Origin of the sequence: Rhodoferax sp. AJA081-3 (assembly GCF_017798165.1) — a bacterium.
Classification (GTDB): domain Bacteria; phylum Pseudomonadota; class Gammaproteobacteria; order Burkholderiales; family Burkholderiaceae_C; genus Allorhodoferax.
Genome location: NZ_CP059068.1, coordinates 3,073,806 through 3,091,890 on the forward strand (window position 1 = coordinate 3,073,806; position 18,085 = coordinate 3,091,890).

Sequence of the window (18,085 nt, forward strand, 5' to 3'; positions counted from 1 at the left end):
CACCCATGCAAACCCAGCTCGCCCCCGAATACGCCCACACCGCCGACGGCCAGGCCGCCGAAGCCATTTTGCGCAAGTGTGTGCACTGCGGCTTCTGCACCGCCACCTGCCCCACCTACCAGCTGCTGGGTGACGAGCTGGATGGCCCCCGTGGCCGCATCTACCTGATGAAACAGGTACTGGAGGGCCAGGAGCCCACCCGCAAAACCCAGCTGCACCTGGACCGCTGCCTGACCTGCCGCAACTGCGAGACCACCTGCCCCAGCGGCGTGGACTATGGCCACCTGCTGGACATTGGCCGCAAGCTGGTGGATGCCAAGGTGGAACGCCCCACGGCCGAGAAAGCCCTGCGCTGGGCGCTGAAAGAAGGCATCCCCTCACCGTTGTTTGGCCCGGCCATGGCGTTGGGCCAGATGGTGCGCCCGCTCTTACCCGCCAGCCTCAAGGTCAAGGTGCCACCCAAACAAAAAGCGGGCGCCTTGCCCACCCGAACGCATGCGCGCCGGGTGCTGGTGCTGGCCGGCTGTGCCCAACCCGCCATGGCGCCCAACATCCACAGCGCCACAGCGCGGGTGCTGGACGCGGCCGGCATCCAAACCCTGGTGGCGCCCAAGGCGGGTTGCTGCGGCGCGGTCAAGTTCCACCTGAATGACCAGGACGGTGGCAAGGCAGAAATGCGCGCCAACATCGATGCCTGGTGGCCCTATCTGCAGGACACGGGCTCTGATGGCGGCGGCGCGGTGGAGGCCATCGTGATGAATGCGTCGGGCTGTGGTGTCACCGTCAAGGAGTACGGCCACATCCTGCAGGACGACCCGGCCTATGCGGCCAAGGCCCAGCGCATCAGCGCGTTGACGCGGGACCTCAGCGAGTTATTGTCGGTCATTGTGGATGCCCTGCTGGCCCAGCAACCCGACCTGGCGCAGCGCGTCCGCAGCAAGGCCCCCACGCTGGCCCTGCACCCGCCCTGCACGCTGCAACACGGCCAGAAGCTCAAGGGTGGTATCGAACAACACCTGGGTGCACTGGGCTTTGACATCCGCACCGCCATGAACGAGGCCCACCTGTGCTGCGGCTCGGCCGGCACCTACAGCGTGCTCAACCCCGGCCTGGCCACGCAGTTGCGCGACCGCAAGCTGGGGCACCTGGGGGATTTGGGCCGTGAAGTGATTGTGTCAGCCAACATTGGCTGCATCACCCACCTGCAAAGTGGCACCACCACACCCGTGCGGCACTGGGTGGAGGTGCTGGATGCGGCCCTGGGTGAAGAGGCTGGCTCAGGAGTCTGACAGCGACAACTGGGTTTGTGCCGACGCCCGGTAGGCCGTCACAAAGGCCTCGAAGTCGGGTGCCAGCATGGGCTGGGCGTAGAGGTAGCCCTGCACATAGTCGCAGTCCACCGAGGCCAGCAGGTCGCGCTGCTGCGCGGTCTCCACCCCCTCGGCAATCACCCGCATGTCCAGCGCATGGGCCATCACCACAATGGCCCGGCACAGGGCCAGCTCGGTGGAATTGGCCGACAGGTGGCGCACAAAGGACTGGTCGATCTTGACAAAGTCGATGTCAAACTTCTGCAGGTACGACAGCGACGAGTACCCCGTACCAAAGTCGTCCAGCGACACCCCAATACCCGCGGCCCGCAGCGACAGCAGGGTCTCGGCCACGCTGGCATTGGTGTCCAGCAGCAGGCCTTCGGTGATCTCCACCACGATGCTGTCGCCCGGCAAACCCTGGGCACTGAGCTGCTGCGCCCAGCTGGTATCGGTGGCGCCGTTGTGGTGGAACTGCACCGGCGAGCGGTTGACGCTGATCTGAAAGTCGTCTGACAACACCGTGCGCCAGGCCTGCACCTGCCGTGCGGCCTGCTGGAACACCCAATCCCCAATCTCCACAATCAGGCCACTGGACTCGGCAATGGGGATAAACGCCGCCGGGCTGACCAGCCCCCGCGTGGGGTGGCGCCAGCGTATCAGCGCCTCGGCCTTGTGGATGGCACCCGTGGCCAGCTCCACAATGGGTTGGTAGACCACGTGGAACTGCTGCTCCAGCAGCGCGGTGCGCAGGTCACTGGCCAGGCGCACGCGGGTGAGCGCGGCCTCTTGCAGGGCCGGGGTAAAAAAGCTGAAGCGGTTGCGCCCCGCGCCCTTGGCCACATACAGGGCCTGGTCGGCGTTCTTGAGCAGGTCTTCGATCTCGGTGGCATCGGTCGGGTACATGGTGATACCGATGCTGGCCGACACAAACACCTGCTCGGTGCCGAGCTGGAACACGCCGCCCAGCGCCCGCAGCAATTTCTGCAGAATGCCTTCCAGGTGGCTGCTGCTGGGCAGCTCGGCCAGGATCACCGTGAACTCGTCACCGCCCATGCGGGCCACCGTGTCGGACGCCCGCACACAGGCCTGGATGCGCCGCCCGGCCTCGACCAGCAGCATGTCGCCGCGGTCGTGGCCCAGGGTGTCGTTGACTTCCTTGAAATGGTCCAGATCGATGAACAAAATGGCCAGCTCCTGCTGGTCGCGTTTGCTGCGTTTGATCTCCTGCTCCAGCCGGTCGCGCATCATGCGCCGGTTGGGCAAACCCGTCAGCGTGTCATAAAAGGCCTGCCGGCGTATCAGCGCCTCGGCGGCCTTGCGGCTGGAGATGTCGGTGAAGGTGCCGATCATGCGCAGCGGTTTGCCGTCCGCATCGCGGCTGATGACCATGCCCCGGCTCAGCACCCATTTCCAGCTGCCGTCCTTGCACAGGATGCGGCGTTCGCTGTGGTACAGCGGTGCCCGGCCTTCGAAGTGGTCCAGCCGCGCCTGGTGCAGCTGGTCCAGGTCGTCGGGGTGGGTGCGGTCGTCGAACTCGTCGGGGTTGCTGTTGAGGTCACCACCGCCGTAACCACACATCTGCAGCAAACGCTCGGAGAAAAATTCGGTGCCTTCCTGGATGTACCAGTCCCACACGCCATCGCCAATACTCTCCAGCGCCAGCTTCCAGCGCGCCTCACTCTCGCGGGCGGTGGCCTCGGCCAGGCGCAGTTCGGTGACGTCTTGCAGCACCGAGGTGCGCTTGAGGGGCCGGCCGTTCTCCCAACGGGTGGTGCCCTTGAAACGGACCCAGATGTGGCGCCCTTTCCAGGTCACCATTTCCAGCTCCAGGTCGTGGGTGGTTTCGGTCGCTGCATCGCTGGCTGGCAGCACCGGCTGTATCTTGGCGCGGGCCTCGGGTGTAAAAAACCGCTGCGTGGAGGCCAGGTCGCCCGGCGTGTACTCCTCGGGTGTGACCTCCAGGATGCGGTAGATGCCCTCGGTCCAATAAACCGCGCCGCTCACAAAATCACGCTCCCAGCCCCCCACTCCGGCGATGGTCTGGGTGGCGTCCAGCAGCTGGTTCAGGCGTTTGCGGTCGGCTTCGGCCTGCACATAGTCACTCACATCGGCAAAGGTGCGGACCTTGCCCCCGTCGGGCAGCAACTGGGTGCGTACTTCCAGCGTGCGTCCGCTCAGGGTCTGCCGCACATAACGGGTGGGCAGTGTCTCGGTCGGCCCGCTGGCGGCCTTGATCAACTGGCTGCGGGCATCCTGTTCCACCAGGTGTGCGTCGGGGCCAAAGTCACCCCGCTGCAGTTGGAAACGCACCAGCTCGTGTTCGGTCGGCCGGGTGGACAAAAACTCGATGGGCAGGTCCAGCAGCTCACACACCCGGGGGTTGAACTTGCGCACCCGCAGTGCCGCGTCAAACAGCAAAATACCCTGGCTGATACTGGTCAGGGTGGTTTGCAGCAGCTGGGTGTTTTCCAGCAGTTCGGCATTGACGGCGCGTAATTCTTCTTCGGCCCGCTTGCGCTCGGAAATGTCGGTGTGGGTGCCAATCATGCGCAGCGGCGAGCCGATCAGGTCACGCTCCACCACCGTGCCGCGGGTCAGTATCCACTTCCAGCTGCCGTCCTTGCAGCGCATGCGGATGTCGGCCGCGTATTCGGGGGTGCGGCCGTCCATGTAGGCCCGGGCGGCCGCCTGCACCATGGGCAGGTCATCGGGGTGGACCAGGGTTTCGAAGTCGCGGTAGCCATGGATGTTCTCACCCGCGGTGTAGCCCAGCATTTCTTCCCATTGGCGGGAGTGGGTCTGCGCGCCCGTGGTCAGGTTCCAGTCCCAAACCCCTACGCCCGAACCTTCCAGGGCCATCTTCCAGGGGCCCTCTGCGGTGGAGCTTGGTTTCGAAACATCGTTCACGGCTGCCAGTATCCCATGGGCATGCCCGCTATGGAAGCCGGGAAAGACTGGTGCTTCTACTGACACCGCGCTGTCAGTAGCCCTGGCGCACGATCACGACTTCAGCCCATCACACACAAGGAGTTACCCATGTCCCACCCCGCCACACCCACCCCCGCACATGCTGGCAAATGGTTTGAAATCCCTGCGCCTGCGCTGGACAAGTCGCAGGCCTTTTACGAAACGGTGCTGCAGCGCAAACTACGCCACGAGGTTATGGGGCCCAACACGATTGCCGTTTTCCCCTATGCCGACGGCGGCTCCAGCGGCTGCCTGCACAGCGGGGCCAACATGCTGCCACCCGGTCAAAGCGGCACGCTGGTGTACCTGGACTGCAACCCGTCGCTCGACGCCACGTTGGCGCGTGTCGTCGAGGCCGGTGGCCGCATCGTGTCCAGCAAACAAGCCCTGCCGCCAGGCATGGGTTTCATCGCCCACATCGTGGACGTTGCCGGCAATCGCGTCGGGCTGCACGCCCTGGCCTGACCCATGAGCGCAACAATGACCAGCCACCGGACCAGCCCCACCCAAGCCGAGCTTCTGCCCCGCATCCAGCAAACTTCTACGCCTATCGGAGGAACAAGCGGCCCCAAAAACTGGATTGCCGTGGCCAGCGCTGCGCATGCCCGTCAGGGTCGCGAAGGGGGCTACATGCAGGTGTGCCACGGCAAGCTATTCACCTTTGGCCTGTTCGGCATCAGCGACCACGCTATGCAACTGATCGCCCAGGCAATGGGAGCGGACGAAGGCGTGCTACGCTTTTAATAGCTATCTAATCATAATTGACGGGGGCTAGAGGCATAAAATGCCCAACACCTTATGCGCCGCGCCGACCGACTCTTCCATATCGTTCAACTCATCCGGGGCCGCCGACTCACCACGGCGGCCTTTTTGGCCGTACGCCTGGAGGTGTCCGAGCGCACCGTGTACCGCGACGTGGCCGACCTGCAGCACCAGGGTGTGCCCATCGAGGGCGAGGCTGGCGTGGGCTACCGGCTGGGCGCCGGATTTGAGTTGCCGCCACTGATGTTCAGCGCCGGTGAAGCCCGTGCCCTGGTCGCCGCCACCCGTCTGGCCCAGGCCTGGCTGGACCCGGAGCTGGCACGCGAAGCCGAGCAGGCCCTGTGCAAGATTTTGTCGATCCTGCCTCGCCAGACCCGGGCCGCGGCCGAAAGCCTGGCGCTGTTTGCGCCCACGTTCAGCGTCGAACCCGCCATCCAGCACACCCTGCAGACACTGCGCGAAGCCGTGCAACTGCGCCGCACGGTGACCATCACCTACCGCGACGTGGCCGGCCAAAGCAGCCAGCGCAGCGTGCGCCCGCTGGGCTGTTTTTTCTGGGGCAAGGTGTGGACGCTGGCCGCCTGGTGTGAAACCCGCAAAGCCTTTCGCAGCTTCCGGCTGGACCGCATGGATGCACTGCAGGTGCAGGACGCAGTGTTTCGGGATGAAGCGGGCAAGACCCTGGCCGATTTTTTGCGGCAGGCGGGGGCCGCGCCGGTTTGAAACCGGCTAACTATGCCAGCGCTGCCTCAATATCATCCGCAATGCTTTGGGGTGTATCGGTGGGGGCATACCGTTTGAGCACCTGGCCGTCCTTGGCCACCAGAAACTTGGTGAAATTCCATTTAATGGCCTTGGTCCCCAAAAGGCCAGGCGCCTCGGCGGAAAGCCACTGGTACAGGGGGTGGGCGTCGCTGCCGTTGACGTCGATCTTGGCCATCATCGTAAAACTGACGCCGTAGTTCAGCTGGCAAAACTCGGCGATCTCGTCGTTGCTGCCCTTGTCCTGCGCACCAAACTGGTTGCACGGAAAACCCAGCACCACCAGCCCCTTTTTGCCATAGGTCTTGTGCAGCTCTTCCAGGCCGGCAAACTGCGGGGTGAAGCCGCAGGCGCTGGCGGTGTTGACGATCAGCAGGGGCTTGCCTTTGTATTGGCTCAGCGGTACGGACTTGCCGTTGATGGTCAGGGCTTCAAAGTCGTAAACAGTGGTCATGGTGGGGCGACGCCTCAGGTGGTGGAGGGGGTTGACGTTAACACCCTGTAAAAGAACTTGCAGGGGTCTGACAATGGTGTGAAGATTTCGGTTCAATCAAGAGGAACACGTTGACCACTCTATCCCGGTTGGCGCGCTGGCAGGCCAGTGCCAGACATCTCAAACAGGAGTACGACCAGGTACAGGGCATGGGCACCATGGTGACGCTGCGCCGCGCCCGTGCCCTGGCGTGGCTGGGTGTGCCGCTGCACGCCGCCATTGCCGGGTGGCTGAGCCAGTACCAGGCGGCCGCAGACCAGCCCAAGATGCAGGCCTGGGCAGATGCACTGGTCGGACTGCAGGCGGGTGTGGCGCTGGGGCTGCTGGTGTTCGGGCTGTTGGCCCACGGGCTGCTGCGGCGCAAGGCCGGTGCCAGTGTGGCAGGCATCGTGGTGCAGACCGCGTTTTGCGCGACCTACCTGGCCTTTGGTGCGGCAGCCGCCATCCAGGACGTGGGCGTGGGCAACGGCATCGCCACGTTTCTGGTGATCTGCATGGGCACGGCCGTGGTATCCCTGATGCGCCCCGGATTTTCGGCACCGGTCTTTGCGGCGGCCTTTGTGGTCTTCTGGACCATTTTGCGCAGCAGCGCCATAGACACCGCACTGCTGGCCAGCTTGCAGATCCAGGCCATTGCGGTGGTGCTGATGGCCCAGTTGATCTCGGTGATGACGTGGCACCAGTACACCCGCACCGTGCTGTTGCAGCGCAAGCTGGAACGCAGCAACGCAAGCCTTCTGGTCAAACAGCAGGAGCTCGAACGCCTGGCCGAACGCGACACGCTGACCGGCCTGTACAACCGGCGCAAGTTCCTGCAGCTGGCGCAGCAGGAACTGGATCGCCGTGTGCGCATGCCCAGCGGCCTGTGTGTGCTGATGGTGGATCTGGACTACTTCAAACGGGTCAATGACCAGTACGGCCATCCGATGGGTGACCTGGTACTGCAACAGGTGGCGACCCGGCTTGCCGCCAACATCCGCAGCACCGACGTGCTGGCGCGCATTGGCGGCGAGGAGTTTATTGTGCTGATGCCCAACACCGAGCCCGCCGGTGCGCTGAATCTGGCAGAGAAAATTCGGGCCGCGATTGGCGGGCAGCCGCTGGAACTACCAGGCGGGCTCCGGGTTGCCATGACCACCAGCGTGGGTGTCACCGGCCTGCAGGCCAACCAAACAGCCCCCCTGAACAGCCTGTACAGCGCCGCCGACCAGGCCCTGTACAGCGCCAAGGCGCAGGGGCGCAACCAGGTGGTGTGGGGCGATGTGCCCGCACCCTAGAGCCTGCGCAGCGTGGGGGCAAAGCGCCACACGCAGTCGGCGAACGTGGGGGCTACAAATCCGCGCCGGGCCGCCCCAAGCGGATTTAACCCCCTCGGGGGGCAGCGACCCGCGCAGCGGTGGAGTGTGGGGGCTACACCCCTAGCCGTGCAAATTGTCGTGGCGGGCGATTTCCAGCAGGTTGGCAATGTCGGCGGCGTGTTCGCGGCAGTTGCGCTCATGCCAGCGTTTGATCAGCCACATGAAGCCGGCCACCACCACACCAAACACGGTGATGGCGCCAAAGGCCGACAGGCCCATACCGGTGGAGAGGCTGTAGAAGGCGCCCAGACCCAGGATGCAGGCCTGCTCGTTGAAGTTTTGCACGGCAATGGATCGGCCCGCGCCCATCAGGTTGTGGCCACGGTGCTGCAACAGCGCATTCATGGGCACCACCAAAAAGCCGCCCAGACCGCCCAGCAAAACCAGGAAGGGCGCGGCCACCCACACATTGGTGATGAAGTTCAGCAGGATGACCAGCACCCCCATGCCTATGCCCAGCGGCAGCACCAGGGTCGCCTGGTCCAGGCGCATGCGCAGCGACGCGGCCACCGCTCCCACCGCCGTACCAATGGCCACCACACCCACCAGAGCCGAGGCCTGGGTCACGCTGTAACCCAGCGCCGCCGAGGCCCACGCCAGCACAATAAAACGCAGGTTGCCGCTGACGCCCCAGAACAATGTGGTGGTGCCCAGCGAAATCTGGCCCAGTCGGTCGCGCCACAAGCGCATATTGCAGGTCCAGAAATCGGGCAGCAAACTGACCAGGCGGTTGGGCAGGGGCCGCATGGGCACGCCCGTCTTGGGGATCCGGGTGTTGAACCAAGCGGCCACGATGTAGACCAGTATCAACACGCTGATGGCAGCTTCGGGTGCTGTGGCAATGCCGGTGTCCAGCAGGGGCAGATCAAACGACAGCAGGTAGCCCGACACCATAGGCCCCACCAATTGCCCGCCCAACAAGACCCCCAGGATGATGGAGGCAATGGTCAGCCCCTCGATCCAACCATTGGCCTTGACCAGCTGGCTTGCGGGCAGCAGCTCGGTCAGGATGCCGTATTTGGCCGGTGAATAGGCCGCCGCACCCAGCCCCACAATGGCATAGGCCATGAGTGGATGGGTACCAAACAACATCATCACGCAGCCCACGATCTTGATGGTATTGCTGTACAGCATGACCTGACCCTTGGGCAGGGCGTCGGCAAAGGCCCCCACAAACGGGGCCAACACCACATAAAACAACGCAAACATGGGCACCAAGGCTGCCTGTTGCCACTCCGGTGCACCCCCGCTGCGCAGCAATTGCACGGCAGCGACGAACAGGGCGTTGTCTGCCAGCGAGCTGAAAAACTGCGCCGACATGATGGTGTAAAAACCGCGTTTCATGCGTGGGGTCTGCGCGCATCAGGAAAACTGATGCGAGGGGTTATTGTGGGTGTCTCCAAACGTCTCATGGTTATAGCACGCCAGGCAATGTCAGAATCCGTGCACAAACCCGTCACACCGCAGCTCCCAAGGTTTTGCCATGCCCCGTCCGATACTCGCCACCATCCACACCCAGGCCTTCCGCCACAACCTGGAGCGCCTGCGCCGCGCTGCGCCCGATGCGCGTGTCTGGGCCGTGGTCAAGGCCAATGCTTATGGGCACGGCATTGAACGTGTCTTTGAAGGCATGCGCGGGGCCGACGGTTTTGCGCTGCTGGATTTCAACGAGGCACAACGTGTGCGCGACCTGGGCTGGCGCGGCCCCATCCTGCTGCTGGAGGGCGCTTTTGAACTGCGCGACCTTGAGCTGTGTTCACGCCTGGACCTTTGGCACACCGTGCACTGCGAAGCCCAAATTGACATGCTGGCCGCGCACAAGACCAATGTGCCGCAGCGGGTGTTCCTCAAGATGAACACCGGCATGAACCGCCTGGGTTTTGCACCCGAGCGTTACCGCTCGGCCTGGGCCCGGCTCAACGCCCTGCCGCAGGTAGACGAAATTTCACTGATGACCCATTTCAGCGACGCCGACGGCCCCAAAGGTGTGGCCGAACAAATGGCCATCTTCGCCCGCACCACCCGCGACCTGCCGGGCGAGCGCAGCCTTTCCAACAGCGCCGCCACGCTACGCCACACGGTGGACCCGGCCCAAGCCGAAGCCCAGCCCGACCAGGTGGTGGTGTCCGACTGGGTGCGCCCCGGCATCGCCATGTATGGCAGTGCGCCGGACTTCCCCGAACACAGTGCGGCCGACTGGGGCTTGCAGCCCACGATGACACTTGCTGCAAAAATCATAGCAACACAAGACCTGGCGATGGGGGCTAGCGTCGGATATGGCTCAAGCTTTCTGGCGCCAGAGGCCATGCGCATCGGTGTGGTGGCCTGTGGGTATGCCGACGGTTACCCCCGCATCTGCCCCAGTGGCACCCCGGTGCTGGTGGATGGCGTGCGCACCCGCACGGTGGGCCGGGTCAGCATGGACATGATTACCGTGGACCTGACCCCGGTGCCGCATGCCGGCGCGGGCAGTGTGGTCACCCTGTGGGGGACGGCCGCCAATGGCGCCGTATTGCCCATCGACGAGGTAGCGGCCCGCGCCCAGACGGTGGGGTATGAGCTGATGTGTGGCCTGGCACAGCGTGTGCCGGTCGAGGTGGCTGTATGAAATACGTACCCATCCCGGTGGCCCTGCTGGAGATTGGCAAACCGCTGCCCGTGGATATCTGGAGCGCCAGCGGCCAGCTGCTGCTGCGCAAGGGGCAGCCCATCACCTCGGAAGACCACCGCGAAAAGCTGCACGCCCACAATGCCTCCAGCCTGCCGGCCGACGCCTACGCCTGGCAGCGCAGCTACGAGCGCATGGTGCACGCCATGCTGAGTGCGGGTGCCGATGTGCAATCCATCAGCCGGGCACCCATGCCTAGCGAGATCCGGGAAAGCGACTATGTGGTGGGCGAACAGCTCAACGGCGGCTGGCTGGACCTGCAGGAGGTGTTGCGCGGCATCCTGTACCAGGGCGGCCTGGCCATCAACCCACTGGAGCGCTTGGTGGGGCTGGAGAAAAAGGCCTTGGCGCTGCTGGCCGCCGACACGGATGACAGCCTGTTCTGCCTGTTCCAGGCCCTGGCCGACACGGCCCAGGGTTATAGCGCCACCCATGCCCTGTTGTGTGCCGTGGTCTGCCATATCACGTCAAACAAACTGGCGGTAGCCCAGCCACAGCAGCAAGCTTTGTTCACCGCTGCCCTGCTGATGAATATCGGCATGGCACGCGACCAGGACAGCCTGGCCCGCCAAAACACGGCGCCCACCGCCTGGCAACGCACACTGATCCAGGAACACCCCGAAAAAAGCGTCGCCATCCTGCAAGGTTTTGGCGTTGACGACCCCGAGGTGCTGGACATCGTGCGCTGGCACCACGCACCCGATGCGCCCCAGGGCCTGCCCAGCACCCTGACGGCGCGCCGCGTGTTGGCCATGGCCGACAGCTTTGTCGCCAAGATGGCGGGGCGCAAGACCCGTGCATCGTTATCCCCGTTAAAAGCCGTCAAGTCCATGGTGATGGGTGCGGAGGGTGTGACACAGGGCATTGCCTCGGCCATGGCCCAGGCAGCGGGCTTTTACCCGCCCGGCACCTACGTGAAGCTGGCCAATGGTGAAACCGCTCTGTCCGTGCAGCGTGGCGAACGTGCCAACACACCCTGGGTCATCCCCGTACTGGACAAAGACGGTGTGGCCATCGCCAAACACCTGTGCAAACAAACCACAACCCCGGCCACCACGATTGCCGCCGCCGTGTCGGCCGAGTCCATGCGGGTCACGCTCAGCGTGGACAAGGTGCGCAAGGCGCGGTTGGGCATCAAGGGTCTGTAGTTTTATACAGTAACATGGTGGCATGGCCAAAGAGAAAACCGTTTACACCTGCACCGAATGCGGCGGCACCAGCCCCAAATGGCTGGGCAAATGCCCCAGCTGCGCGGCCTGGAACACGCTGATTGAGTCGGTCGCCGAATCGGCCGCACCGGCCAAAAACCGCTACACCTCGCAATTCCAGGCTTTGGCCAAGACGGCCGAAGTGGCGGTGCTGGCCGACATCGAAGCCAACGATGTGCAACGCACACCCACCGGCCAGGACGAGCTGGACCGCGTGCTGGGCGGCGGCATGGTGGAAGGCGCGGTGGTGCTGATTGGTGGCGACCCCGGCATTGGCAAGTCCACGTTGCTGTTGCAGGCGCTGGATTCCTTGCAGCGCAGCGGCCAATCCACTTTGTATGTCACCGGGGAAGAAAGCGGCGCCCAAGTTGCCTTGCGTTCGCGCCGGCTGGGGCTGGATGCCTCCCAGGTCAAGGTGCTGGCCGAGATCCAGTTGGACAAGATACTGGCCACCATCGACAGCCTGCAGCCAGATGTGGCAGTCATCGATTCCATCCAGACCGTGTATTCCGATCAGCTGACATCCGCCCCCGGCTCGGTGGCCCAGGTGCGCGAATGTGCGGCCCACCTGACGCGTTGCGCCAAGTCCAGCGGCACGGCCATCGTGCTGGTCGGCCATGTGACCAAAGAGGGCGCACTGGCCGGGCCCCGCGTGCTGGAGCACATGGTGGACACGGTGCTGTATTTCGAAGGGGAAACGCACAGCAGCTTCCGCCTGGTGCGGGCCATCAAGAACCGTTTTGGCGCCGTCAACGAGATCGGCGTGTTTGCGATGACCGAGAAGGGGCTCAAGGGCGTCAGCAACCCCAGCGCGATTTTTCTGAGCCAGCACACCGAGCCCGTTCCGGGCAGCTGTGTCATGGTCACGCTGGAGGGCACACGCCCGCTGCTGGTGGAGATACAAGCCCTGGTGGACAGCGGCGGTCCCTCGCCCCGGCGCCTGAGCGTGGGCCTGGACCGCGACCGCCTGGCCATGCTGCTGGCGGTGCTGCACCGCCATGCCGGTGTGGCCTGTATGGACCAGGATGTGTTTGTTAACGCGGTGGGGGGGGTGCGTATCAACGAGCCCGCGGCCGATCTGGCGGTGCTGCTGGCCATTACCTCCAGCCTGCGCGGCAAGCCGCTGCCCAAGGGCTTTTTTGCGTTTGGTGAGGTGGGGCTGGCCGGCGAAGTGCGCCCGGCGCCGCGCGGCCAGGAGCGCCTGAAAGAAGCCGCCAAGCTGGGCTTTACCGTGGCCATTGTGCCCAAGGCGAATGCGCCCAAGAAGTCTGGTGGCAAGGAGTTTGAAGGGCTGACCATCCACGCCGTAGACCGGGTGGAGCAGGCCATGGACATCGTGCGCGGACTCGGTTGATCAACCATGCAATTTCCACCACTTCAAAAATATCCGGTTCTGACCCGCGCCGTGGTGCTGCTGGTGCTGGCTGGCATTGGTGTGATGGCCTATCGGGCCTATGGCTGGGGCGGCATCGCGCTGGCAACCGGCGGCCTGGTGATGTGGGTGCTAATGCACATGAGCCGCATGTTGGTTGTGTTGCGGCGCACCACGCAGCGACCCGTGGGCACCGTGGCCAGCGCCGTGATGCTGCATGCACGCCTGGCGCGGGGCATGGCACTGTTGCAGGTGTTGGCGCTGACACAGGCCCTGGGGCAAAGGGTGGACGATGCGGACACACCACCCGACCACGAAAGCTACCTGTGGACCGATGCATCACAAGCCACGGTGCGCTGCAGCTTTGCCCACGGCAAACTGGTGCATTGGGAATTGCAGCGGCCCTGAGACGCCTTGTCGGTGCGGCCTGGGCAGAGCATCCCCCCAGTCGTAAAATCGGTGTTTCTTCCCACGACCCTGACCCCAAGGAACCCGCCATGAGCCTGCAACCCCCTTCAATGTCCGACCGCGATGGAAAAATCTGGATGGATGGCCAGATGGTGGACTGGCGCGACGCCAAGATCCACGTGCTGAGCCACACCCTGCACTATGGCTGCGGCGCGTTTGAGGGTGTGCGCGCCTACAAGGGCGTCAACGGCACGGCCATCTTCCGCTTGGAAGAACACACCGAACGACTGTTCAACAGCGCCAAGATATTGCGCATGAAGATCCCGTTCACGCAGGCGCAGGTGAACGAAGCGCAGTGCGCGGTGATACGCGAAAACAAGCTTGAATCCGGCTACCTGCGCCCGCTGACCTGGATTGGCGACAAGAAGCTGGGCGTCTCGCCCAAGGGCAACACCATCCACCTGATGGTTGCCGCCTGGCCATGGGGTGCCTACCTGGGCGAAGAAGGCATGAAACGCGGTATTCGTGTCAAGATCTCCAGCTACACCCGCCACCACGTCAACATCACCATGACCCAGGCCAAGGCGGTGTCCAACTACACCAACTCCATCCTGGCCAACATGGAAGCCACCGATGACGGGTACGACGAAGCCATGCTGCTGGACGCCAATGGTTTTGTGTCTGAAGGCGCGGGCGAGAACCTGTTTGTGGTCAAAAACGGCGTGGTCTACACCCCCGATTTGTCGGCCGGCGCTCTGAACGGCATCACCCGCAACACCGTGATGCACATCTGCCAAGACCTGGGGCTGGAGCTGGTGCAAAAACGCATCACCCGTGACGAGGTCTATATCTGCGACGAGGCCTTCTTCACCGGCACCGCCGCAGAAGTGACACCCATCCGCGAGCTGGACCGCATCGAACTGGGCAAAGACGACTATGTAGGTTCGCGTGGCCCCATCACCGAAAAAATCCAATCGGCCTTCTTTGACATCGTCAACGGCCGCAACCCCAAATACGCCCATTGGCTCACGAAAGTCTCGTCATGAAATCCGCTACCGTTGAACTACTCGCCAAAGACCTGAACCACCAGGGCGGCGTGTTTTGCCCCAGCCCCCTGGCCCAGATGAAAACTTGGGACACGCACCCCAAGGTCTACCTGGATGTCGGCCACTCTGGCGAAGCCAAGTGCCCGTATTGCAGCACGGTGTACCGCCTAAAAGCAGGCGAGCACTTCTCCTCGGGTCACTGATCCACGCCACCGGATGACCCGCTCCCTGGTCATCGCCCCGCAATGGATAGGCGATGCGGTCATGACCGAACCGTTGCTGCGCCGCCTGCGGGCGCGCGGCGAGAGCCTCACGGTGGGCGCCCTGCCCTGGGTGGCACCGGTCTACCGCGCCATGCCAGAGGTGGTTGACGCGGTCATAGAACTGCCTTTTGCCCATGGCGGACTGCAATGGAAAGAACGCCGCAGCCTCGCCCGCGCATTGCGAGGGCAGTTTGATGTGGCCTATGTTTGCCCCAACTCCTTCAAAAGCGCCTTGCTGCCCTGGTGGGCCGGCATCCCCAAACGGGTGGGCTACCACGGCGAGTCGCGTTATGGGGTGCTGAACCAGCGCCTGCCCAATCCCCCGGACGGACACCGCCCACCCATGGTGGCGTTTTACTCGGCCTTGAGCGGGGAAACCGGTACCGCGCAAGATCGCCCCCAATTGCAGCTGGACCCCATCAAGGTGGATGCAGCACTGGCCGGCATGCATTTGCAACGCCAGGGCTACTACGTATTCGCCCCCGGCGCGGAGTACGGTCCAGCCAAACGCTGGCCGGCACGTCACTTCGCGGTGCTGGCCGAACAATTGAATCTGCCGGTGGTGTTACTCGGCTCTTCCAAGGAATCGGCACTGTGTGCGGAGATCACCCGCACCGTGAACGCGGCACAACCGGGCCAGTGCCTGGACTGGTCCGGGCGGACGTCGCTGGACCACGCGCTGGCCGCCATTTCTGCGTCCAAGGCCATGGTCAGCAACGATTCGGGGTTGATGCATGTGGCAGCGGCCTTTGGCCTGCCGCAGGTGGCGCTGTTTGGTTCGTCCAGCCCCTTGCACACACCGCCGCTGAATCCGCAGGCCCATGTGATCTGGCTCAAGAACGATCCGGGGTATGTGCCGGCGCTGGACTGTGCGCCCTGTTTCGAACGGGAATGCCCTTTGGGCCACACCCGTTGCCTGGTGGACCTGACGCCTGACGACGTGCTTCACCTCGTACAACCCTAGACCGTTTCAGCCATAAAAAAACCACCCGAAGGTGGTTTTTTTATTGGGCGGGGTTCGCCTTATTCGAGCTTGAAAACAAACTCTTGTGTTGCCAGCAGCTCGCCGCTGCCAGCACCGGTGCACTTGTACTGCATCATCGCAGCCTTGACAGCCGCGTGGAACACGCGCGGTCCGGACAGGATGGTCACGTCACGCACCACGCCGTCACGTATCGCAGCCTGGGCCTTGACCACACCTTCGGTACCGTCCTGGGTTGCCTTGCGGGGCATCTCAGGGGCGACCTGGGTGGGGCAAGCGACCCGAATGTCTGAGCGGTTAGGCGCAGGTGCAGGCGGGGCAACCGGTGGTGGTGGCGGAGCAATCACAGCCGGTGTGGGCGGTGGTGCAGCAACCGACACAATAGCCGGGGCAGCAGACTCAACCGGTGGTGCCACGTCAGGTGGTGGCACAAACGGAGGAGGTGGTGCTTCAACCTTGGGCGCTTCAGGTGGTTTGATTTCCTTGGGCGGTGGCGGTGGTGGCGGTGGAATGATGACCTCCTGGATCACCACAGCTTCCAATGGCTTCTTGATGACTTTCAAGGCATCGTGGGCCGTACCGGAAATAAGGCCCCAGATCAGCACAACGTGCAAGGCGATAACAATGGCAATGCCCTTGTACCGCTTGGACGGGTCTTTCGGCCGGTAGACCGGGTGCAGACCAACCGTGTTCATGTTGATTGTGGTCATTGGACGAACTGCTCGCTTCCGATCACCGCCATCTTGGTCAAGCCTTTGCGCTTGGAGGCAGACAAGACATTGGCGAACACCGCATAAGACGACGACTTGTTGGGCCGGATGTGCACCTCGGGTTGCGCGGCCTGTTGGCTCACGGTTTCCATGTTGACATCCAGCTCTGCCGCAGACACCGGCAAACCTTGCCAATACACGATGCTGTTTTCGTCGATATCAATCTGGATTTTTTCAGGCTTGATATTGTTGGTGGGTGGTGTGCCCACTGGCATATCCAGGCTGACCGCGTGCAACTGGATGGGGATGGTGATGATCAGCATCACCAACAACACCAACATCACGTCAATCAAGGGCGTGGTGTTGATGTCCATCAGTACTTCGAAGTCGCCTGAGCCAGAGCTTCCTACATTCATAGACATATTGCTATTCCTCCTGGCAGGGCTTTAACCGCCCAAAGCTGGCGGTTCAGTGATGAACGCCACTTTGACGATGCCCGCACGCTGGCATGCATAAAGAATCTTGCCAACACCTTCGTATCGGGAAGCCATATCGCCGCGAATCTGTACCTCAGGTTGCGGCTTGACGGTCGAAACCTTCTTCAGTTTGTCGACCAATGCTTCCACATTGGCCACCTTCTGGTCGTACCAGAAGATGCCGCCTGCGGTGTCAACCGAAATAATGATGTTTTCTGGTTTGGTTTCCCGAACCTCTACCCGTTCTTTGGGCAGGGTCACGGGAATCGAGGTTGTGACGACGGGAATGGTGATCAGGAAAATGATCAACATCACCAACATCACGTCCACCAGGGGTGTCGTGTTAATGGCTGATATGACGGCGTCTTCTTCGCCGTCAATACTGCCTACGTTCATGGACATAGAGCTAACTTTCTGCGCGTTTACCGCACGTGTTTAGCTCTTGGAAGCCGAACCCAACAGGACCGAGTGCAAATCGCTGCCGAAGCTACGGACGTCGTCCATGACGGTCTTGTTGCGGGCGATCAGCCAGTTGTAGGCCAGAACGGCAGGAACGGCAACTGCCAGACCCAGGGCCGTCATGATCAGCGCGGAACCCACGGGGCCGGCCACCTTGTCGATGGAGGCTTGGCCGGACATACCGATTTGTGTCAAGGCGCCATAGATGCCCCACACCGTACCGAACAGACCCACGAATGGAGAAATCGAACCCACGGTAGCCAGGAAGGACAGGCCGCCTTGCATTTCGCGGTTCACGCGGTCCACGGAGCGCTGGATGCTCATGCTGATCCAGTCATTCAGGGGGATGTGACCCATCAGGCCACCGTGCTTCTTGGTGGCTTCGACGCCAGCGGCGGCGATGAACTGGTAAGGGCTGTCCTTGTGCAGTGCGGCAGCACCTTGTGCAACCGTACCCGCGCTCCAGAACTTTTCGGTGGCTTCGCGGGCGAACTTGCCGGCTTTGCGCTGCTCCAGCATCTTGATCGCCAGGATGTACCAGCTACCCATGGACATGATGGCCAGGATGATCAACACACCCATGTCCACGGAGTGGGCGTTGTGCCACAGGGCGGCAATGCCGTAGGGATTGTCTGTTGTGCCTTCGGCCTTTTTGACTTCTGCGGCGGGAGCGGCAGGTGCAGCAGCGGGGTCAGCGGCCACTGCAGTAGATGCGGGAGCGGCGGTCTGGGCCATGGCGGAGGTAGAAACACCAGCCACCGATACAACGGCCAGACTCAGGGTCAGGGCCCAGGCGCGGACCAACACTTTGAACTTTGTATGCACAATCATTTCCTTA

The 18,085-nt window shown here is 63.1% G+C and carries 19 protein-coding genes; 12 read left to right on the forward strand and 7 right to left on the reverse strand.

All coding sequences use genetic code 11. The features are described from left to right. The first annotated feature begins 5 nt into the window (after nt 1-5). A complete protein-coding gene (gene glcF, locus HZ993_RS14430; protein WP_209393431.1) occupies nt 6-1,289 on the forward strand; it encodes a glycolate oxidase subunit GlcF in 1,284 nt (427 codons plus the stop codon). Here glcF and HZ993_RS14435 read toward each other — a convergent pair. Further along, nucleotides 1,278-4,220, reverse strand: coding sequence for an EAL domain-containing protein (locus HZ993_RS14435; protein WP_209393432.1), 2,943 nt, complete (start codon nt 4,218-4,220; stop codon nt 1,278-1,280). The genes glcF and HZ993_RS14435 overlap by 12 nt on opposite strands. A 129-nt stretch (nt 4,221-4,349) precedes the next feature. Here HZ993_RS14435 and HZ993_RS14440 point away from each other — a divergent pair, with 129 nt between their 5' ends. From HZ993_RS14440 to HZ993_RS14450, 3 genes are read left to right on the forward strand one after another with little or no spacing between them, the layout of a single operon-like run. Beyond that, nucleotides 4,350-4,745, forward strand: coding sequence for a VOC family protein (locus HZ993_RS14440; protein WP_209393433.1), 396 nt, complete (start codon nt 4,350-4,352; stop codon nt 4,743-4,745). 3 nt (nt 4,746-4,748) lie between these two features. Further along, complete coding sequence (locus HZ993_RS14445; RefSeq protein WP_245213631.1) at nt 4,749-5,024, forward strand: hypothetical protein; 276 nt, start codon at nt 4,749-4,751, stop codon at nt 5,022-5,024. A 54-nt stretch (nt 5,025-5,078) separates the two neighbouring features. Next, nucleotides 5,079-5,765, forward strand: coding sequence for a YafY family protein (locus HZ993_RS14450; RefSeq protein ID WP_209393434.1), 687 nt, complete (start codon nt 5,079-5,081; stop codon nt 5,763-5,765). A gap of 10 nt (nt 5,766-5,775) precedes the next feature. On the opposite strand, the gene HZ993_RS14455 is transcribed toward HZ993_RS14450, so the two are convergent. Then, nucleotides 5,776-6,258 (reverse strand): glutathione peroxidase, encoded by a 483-nt coding sequence (locus tag HZ993_RS14455; protein ID WP_209393435.1) that lies wholly within the window; start codon nt 6,256-6,258, stop codon nt 5,776-5,778. A 110-nt stretch (nt 6,259-6,368) separates the two neighbouring features. Between HZ993_RS14455 and HZ993_RS14460 the strand changes: the two genes are divergently transcribed. Further along, nucleotides 6,369-7,574 carry a GGDEF domain-containing protein gene (locus tag HZ993_RS14460; RefSeq protein ID WP_209393436.1) on the forward strand — a complete coding sequence of 402 codons (1,206 nt, stop codon included), beginning with the start codon at nt 6,369-6,371 and terminating at the stop codon, nt 7,572-7,574. Nucleotides 7,575-7,715: 141 nt separating this feature from the next. Here the strand turns inward: HZ993_RS14460 and lplT are convergent, their stop codons facing one another. Next, nucleotides 7,716-8,999: a lysophospholipid transporter LplT gene (gene lplT, locus HZ993_RS14465; RefSeq protein WP_209393437.1), complete on the reverse strand. Its 1,284-nt coding sequence runs from the start codon at nt 8,997-8,999 to the stop codon at nt 7,716-7,718. 139 nt (nt 9,000-9,138) lie between these two features. Here lplT and alr point away from each other — a divergent pair, with 139 nt between their 5' ends. The 7 genes from alr (at nt 9,139) to waaF (ending at nt 15,584) form a co-directional block, all read left to right on the forward strand. Next, nucleotides 9,139-10,263 (forward strand): alanine racemase, encoded by a 1,125-nt coding sequence (gene alr / locus HZ993_RS14470; protein ID WP_209393438.1) that lies wholly within the window; start codon nt 9,139-9,141, stop codon nt 10,261-10,263. Beyond that, nucleotides 10,260-11,471, forward strand: coding sequence for an HD-GYP domain-containing protein (locus HZ993_RS14475; RefSeq protein ID WP_209393439.1), 1,212 nt, complete (start codon nt 10,260-10,262; stop codon nt 11,469-11,471). The genes alr and HZ993_RS14475 overlap by 4 nt, the downstream gene beginning before the upstream one ends. A gap of 22 nt (nt 11,472-11,493) precedes the next feature. Further along, the gene (gene radA, locus HZ993_RS14480; RefSeq protein WP_209393440.1) at nt 11,494-12,885 is read left to right on the forward strand and encodes a DNA repair protein RadA; all 1,392 of its coding nucleotides are present in this window, start codon (nt 11,494-11,496) and stop codon (nt 12,883-12,885) included. Between the two features lie 6 nt (nt 12,886-12,891). Next, a complete protein-coding gene (locus HZ993_RS14485) occupies nt 12,892-13,311 on the forward strand; it encodes a glycerate kinase (protein WP_245213632.1) in 420 nt (139 codons plus the stop codon). A gap of 89 nt (nt 13,312-13,400) precedes the next feature. Beyond that, the gene (locus HZ993_RS14490) at nt 13,401-14,357 is read left to right on the forward strand and encodes a branched-chain amino acid transaminase (protein WP_209393441.1); all 957 of its coding nucleotides are present in this window, start codon (nt 13,401-13,403) and stop codon (nt 14,355-14,357) included. Continuing rightward, nucleotides 14,354-14,560 carry a zinc-finger domain-containing protein gene (locus tag HZ993_RS14495; RefSeq protein WP_209393442.1) on the forward strand — a complete coding sequence of 69 codons (207 nt, stop codon included), beginning with the start codon at nt 14,354-14,356 and terminating at the stop codon, nt 14,558-14,560. Before HZ993_RS14490 ends, HZ993_RS14495 begins: the two co-directional genes overlap by 4 nt. 13 nt (nt 14,561-14,573) lie before the next feature. Continuing rightward, complete coding sequence (gene waaF / locus HZ993_RS14500; RefSeq protein ID WP_209393443.1) at nt 14,574-15,584, forward strand: lipopolysaccharide heptosyltransferase II; 1,011 nt, start codon at nt 14,574-14,576, stop codon at nt 15,582-15,584. A 59-nt stretch (nt 15,585-15,643) separates the two neighbouring features. Here the strand turns inward: waaF and HZ993_RS14505 are convergent, their stop codons facing one another. From HZ993_RS14505 to HZ993_RS14520, 4 genes are read right to left on the reverse strand one after another with little or no spacing between them, the layout of a single operon-like run. Continuing rightward, the gene (locus HZ993_RS14505; protein WP_245213633.1) at nt 15,644-16,312 is read right to left on the reverse strand and encodes an energy transducer TonB; all 669 of its coding nucleotides are present in this window, start codon (nt 16,310-16,312) and stop codon (nt 15,644-15,646) included. Further along, nucleotides 16,309-16,734, reverse strand: coding sequence for a biopolymer transporter ExbD (locus HZ993_RS14510; protein ID WP_209393444.1), 426 nt, complete (start codon nt 16,732-16,734; stop codon nt 16,309-16,311). The genes HZ993_RS14505 and HZ993_RS14510 overlap by 4 nt, the downstream gene beginning before the upstream one ends. A gap of 24 nt (nt 16,735-16,758) precedes the next feature. After that, complete coding sequence (locus HZ993_RS14515; protein WP_209393445.1) at nt 16,759-17,190, reverse strand: biopolymer transporter ExbD; 432 nt, start codon at nt 17,188-17,190, stop codon at nt 16,759-16,761. A gap of 33 nt (nt 17,191-17,223) precedes the next feature. Then, nucleotides 17,224-18,078, reverse strand: coding sequence for a MotA/TolQ/ExbB proton channel family protein (locus tag HZ993_RS14520; RefSeq protein WP_209393446.1), 855 nt, complete (start codon nt 18,076-18,078; stop codon nt 17,224-17,226). Nucleotides 18,079-18,085 lie beyond the last annotated feature (7 nt).

Excerpts from the sequence above, each read along its gene's own strand:
- lplT (WP_209393437.1), bottom strand. The coding sequence starts at position 8,999 with ATGAAACGCGGTTTTTACACCATCATGTCGGCGCAGTTTTTCAGCTCG.
- HZ993_RS14520 (WP_209393446.1), bottom strand. The coding sequence starts at position 18,078 with ATGATTGTGCATACAAAGTTCAAAGTGTTGGTCCGCGCCTGGGCCCTG.
- HZ993_RS14450 (WP_209393434.1), top strand. The coding sequence starts at position 5,079 with ATGCGCCGCGCCGACCGACTCTTCCATATCGTTCAACTCATCCGGGGC.
- HZ993_RS14455 (WP_209393435.1), bottom strand. The coding sequence starts at position 6,258 with ATGACCACTGTTTACGACTTTGAAGCCCTGACCATCAACGGCAAGTCC.
- HZ993_RS14475 (WP_209393439.1), top strand. The coding sequence starts at position 10,260 with ATGAAATACGTACCCATCCCGGTGGCCCTGCTGGAGATTGGCAAACCG.
- HZ993_RS14485 (WP_245213632.1), top strand. The coding sequence starts at position 12,892 with ATGCAATTTCCACCACTTCAAAAATATCCGGTTCTGACCCGCGCCGTG.
- waaF (WP_209393443.1), top strand. The coding sequence starts at position 14,574 with ATGACCCGCTCCCTGGTCATCGCCCCGCAATGGATAGGCGATGCGGTC.
- HZ993_RS14495 (WP_209393442.1), top strand. The coding sequence starts at position 14,354 with ATGAAATCCGCTACCGTTGAACTACTCGCCAAAGACCTGAACCACCAG.
- glcF (WP_209393431.1), top strand. The coding sequence starts at position 6 with ATGCAAACCCAGCTCGCCCCCGAATACGCCCACACCGCCGACGGCCAG.
- radA (WP_209393440.1), top strand. The coding sequence starts at position 11,494 with ATGGCCAAAGAGAAAACCGTTTACACCTGCACCGAATGCGGCGGCACC.
- HZ993_RS14490 (WP_209393441.1), top strand. The coding sequence starts at position 13,401 with ATGAGCCTGCAACCCCCTTCAATGTCCGACCGCGATGGAAAAATCTGG.
- HZ993_RS14510 (WP_209393444.1), bottom strand. The coding sequence starts at position 16,734 with ATGTCTATGAATGTAGGAAGCTCTGGCTCAGGCGACTTCGAAGTACTG.
- HZ993_RS14515 (WP_209393445.1), bottom strand. The coding sequence starts at position 17,190 with ATGTCCATGAACGTAGGCAGTATTGACGGCGAAGAAGACGCCGTCATA.
- HZ993_RS14505 (WP_245213633.1), bottom strand. The coding sequence starts at position 16,312 with ATGACCACAATCAACATGAACACGGTTGGTCTGCACCCGGTCTACCGG.
- HZ993_RS14445 (WP_245213631.1), top strand. The coding sequence starts at position 4,749 with ATGAGCGCAACAATGACCAGCCACCGGACCAGCCCCACCCAAGCCGAG.
- alr (WP_209393438.1), top strand. The coding sequence starts at position 9,139 with ATGCCCCGTCCGATACTCGCCACCATCCACACCCAGGCCTTCCGCCAC.
- HZ993_RS14440 (WP_209393433.1), top strand. The coding sequence starts at position 4,350 with ATGTCCCACCCCGCCACACCCACCCCCGCACATGCTGGCAAATGGTTT.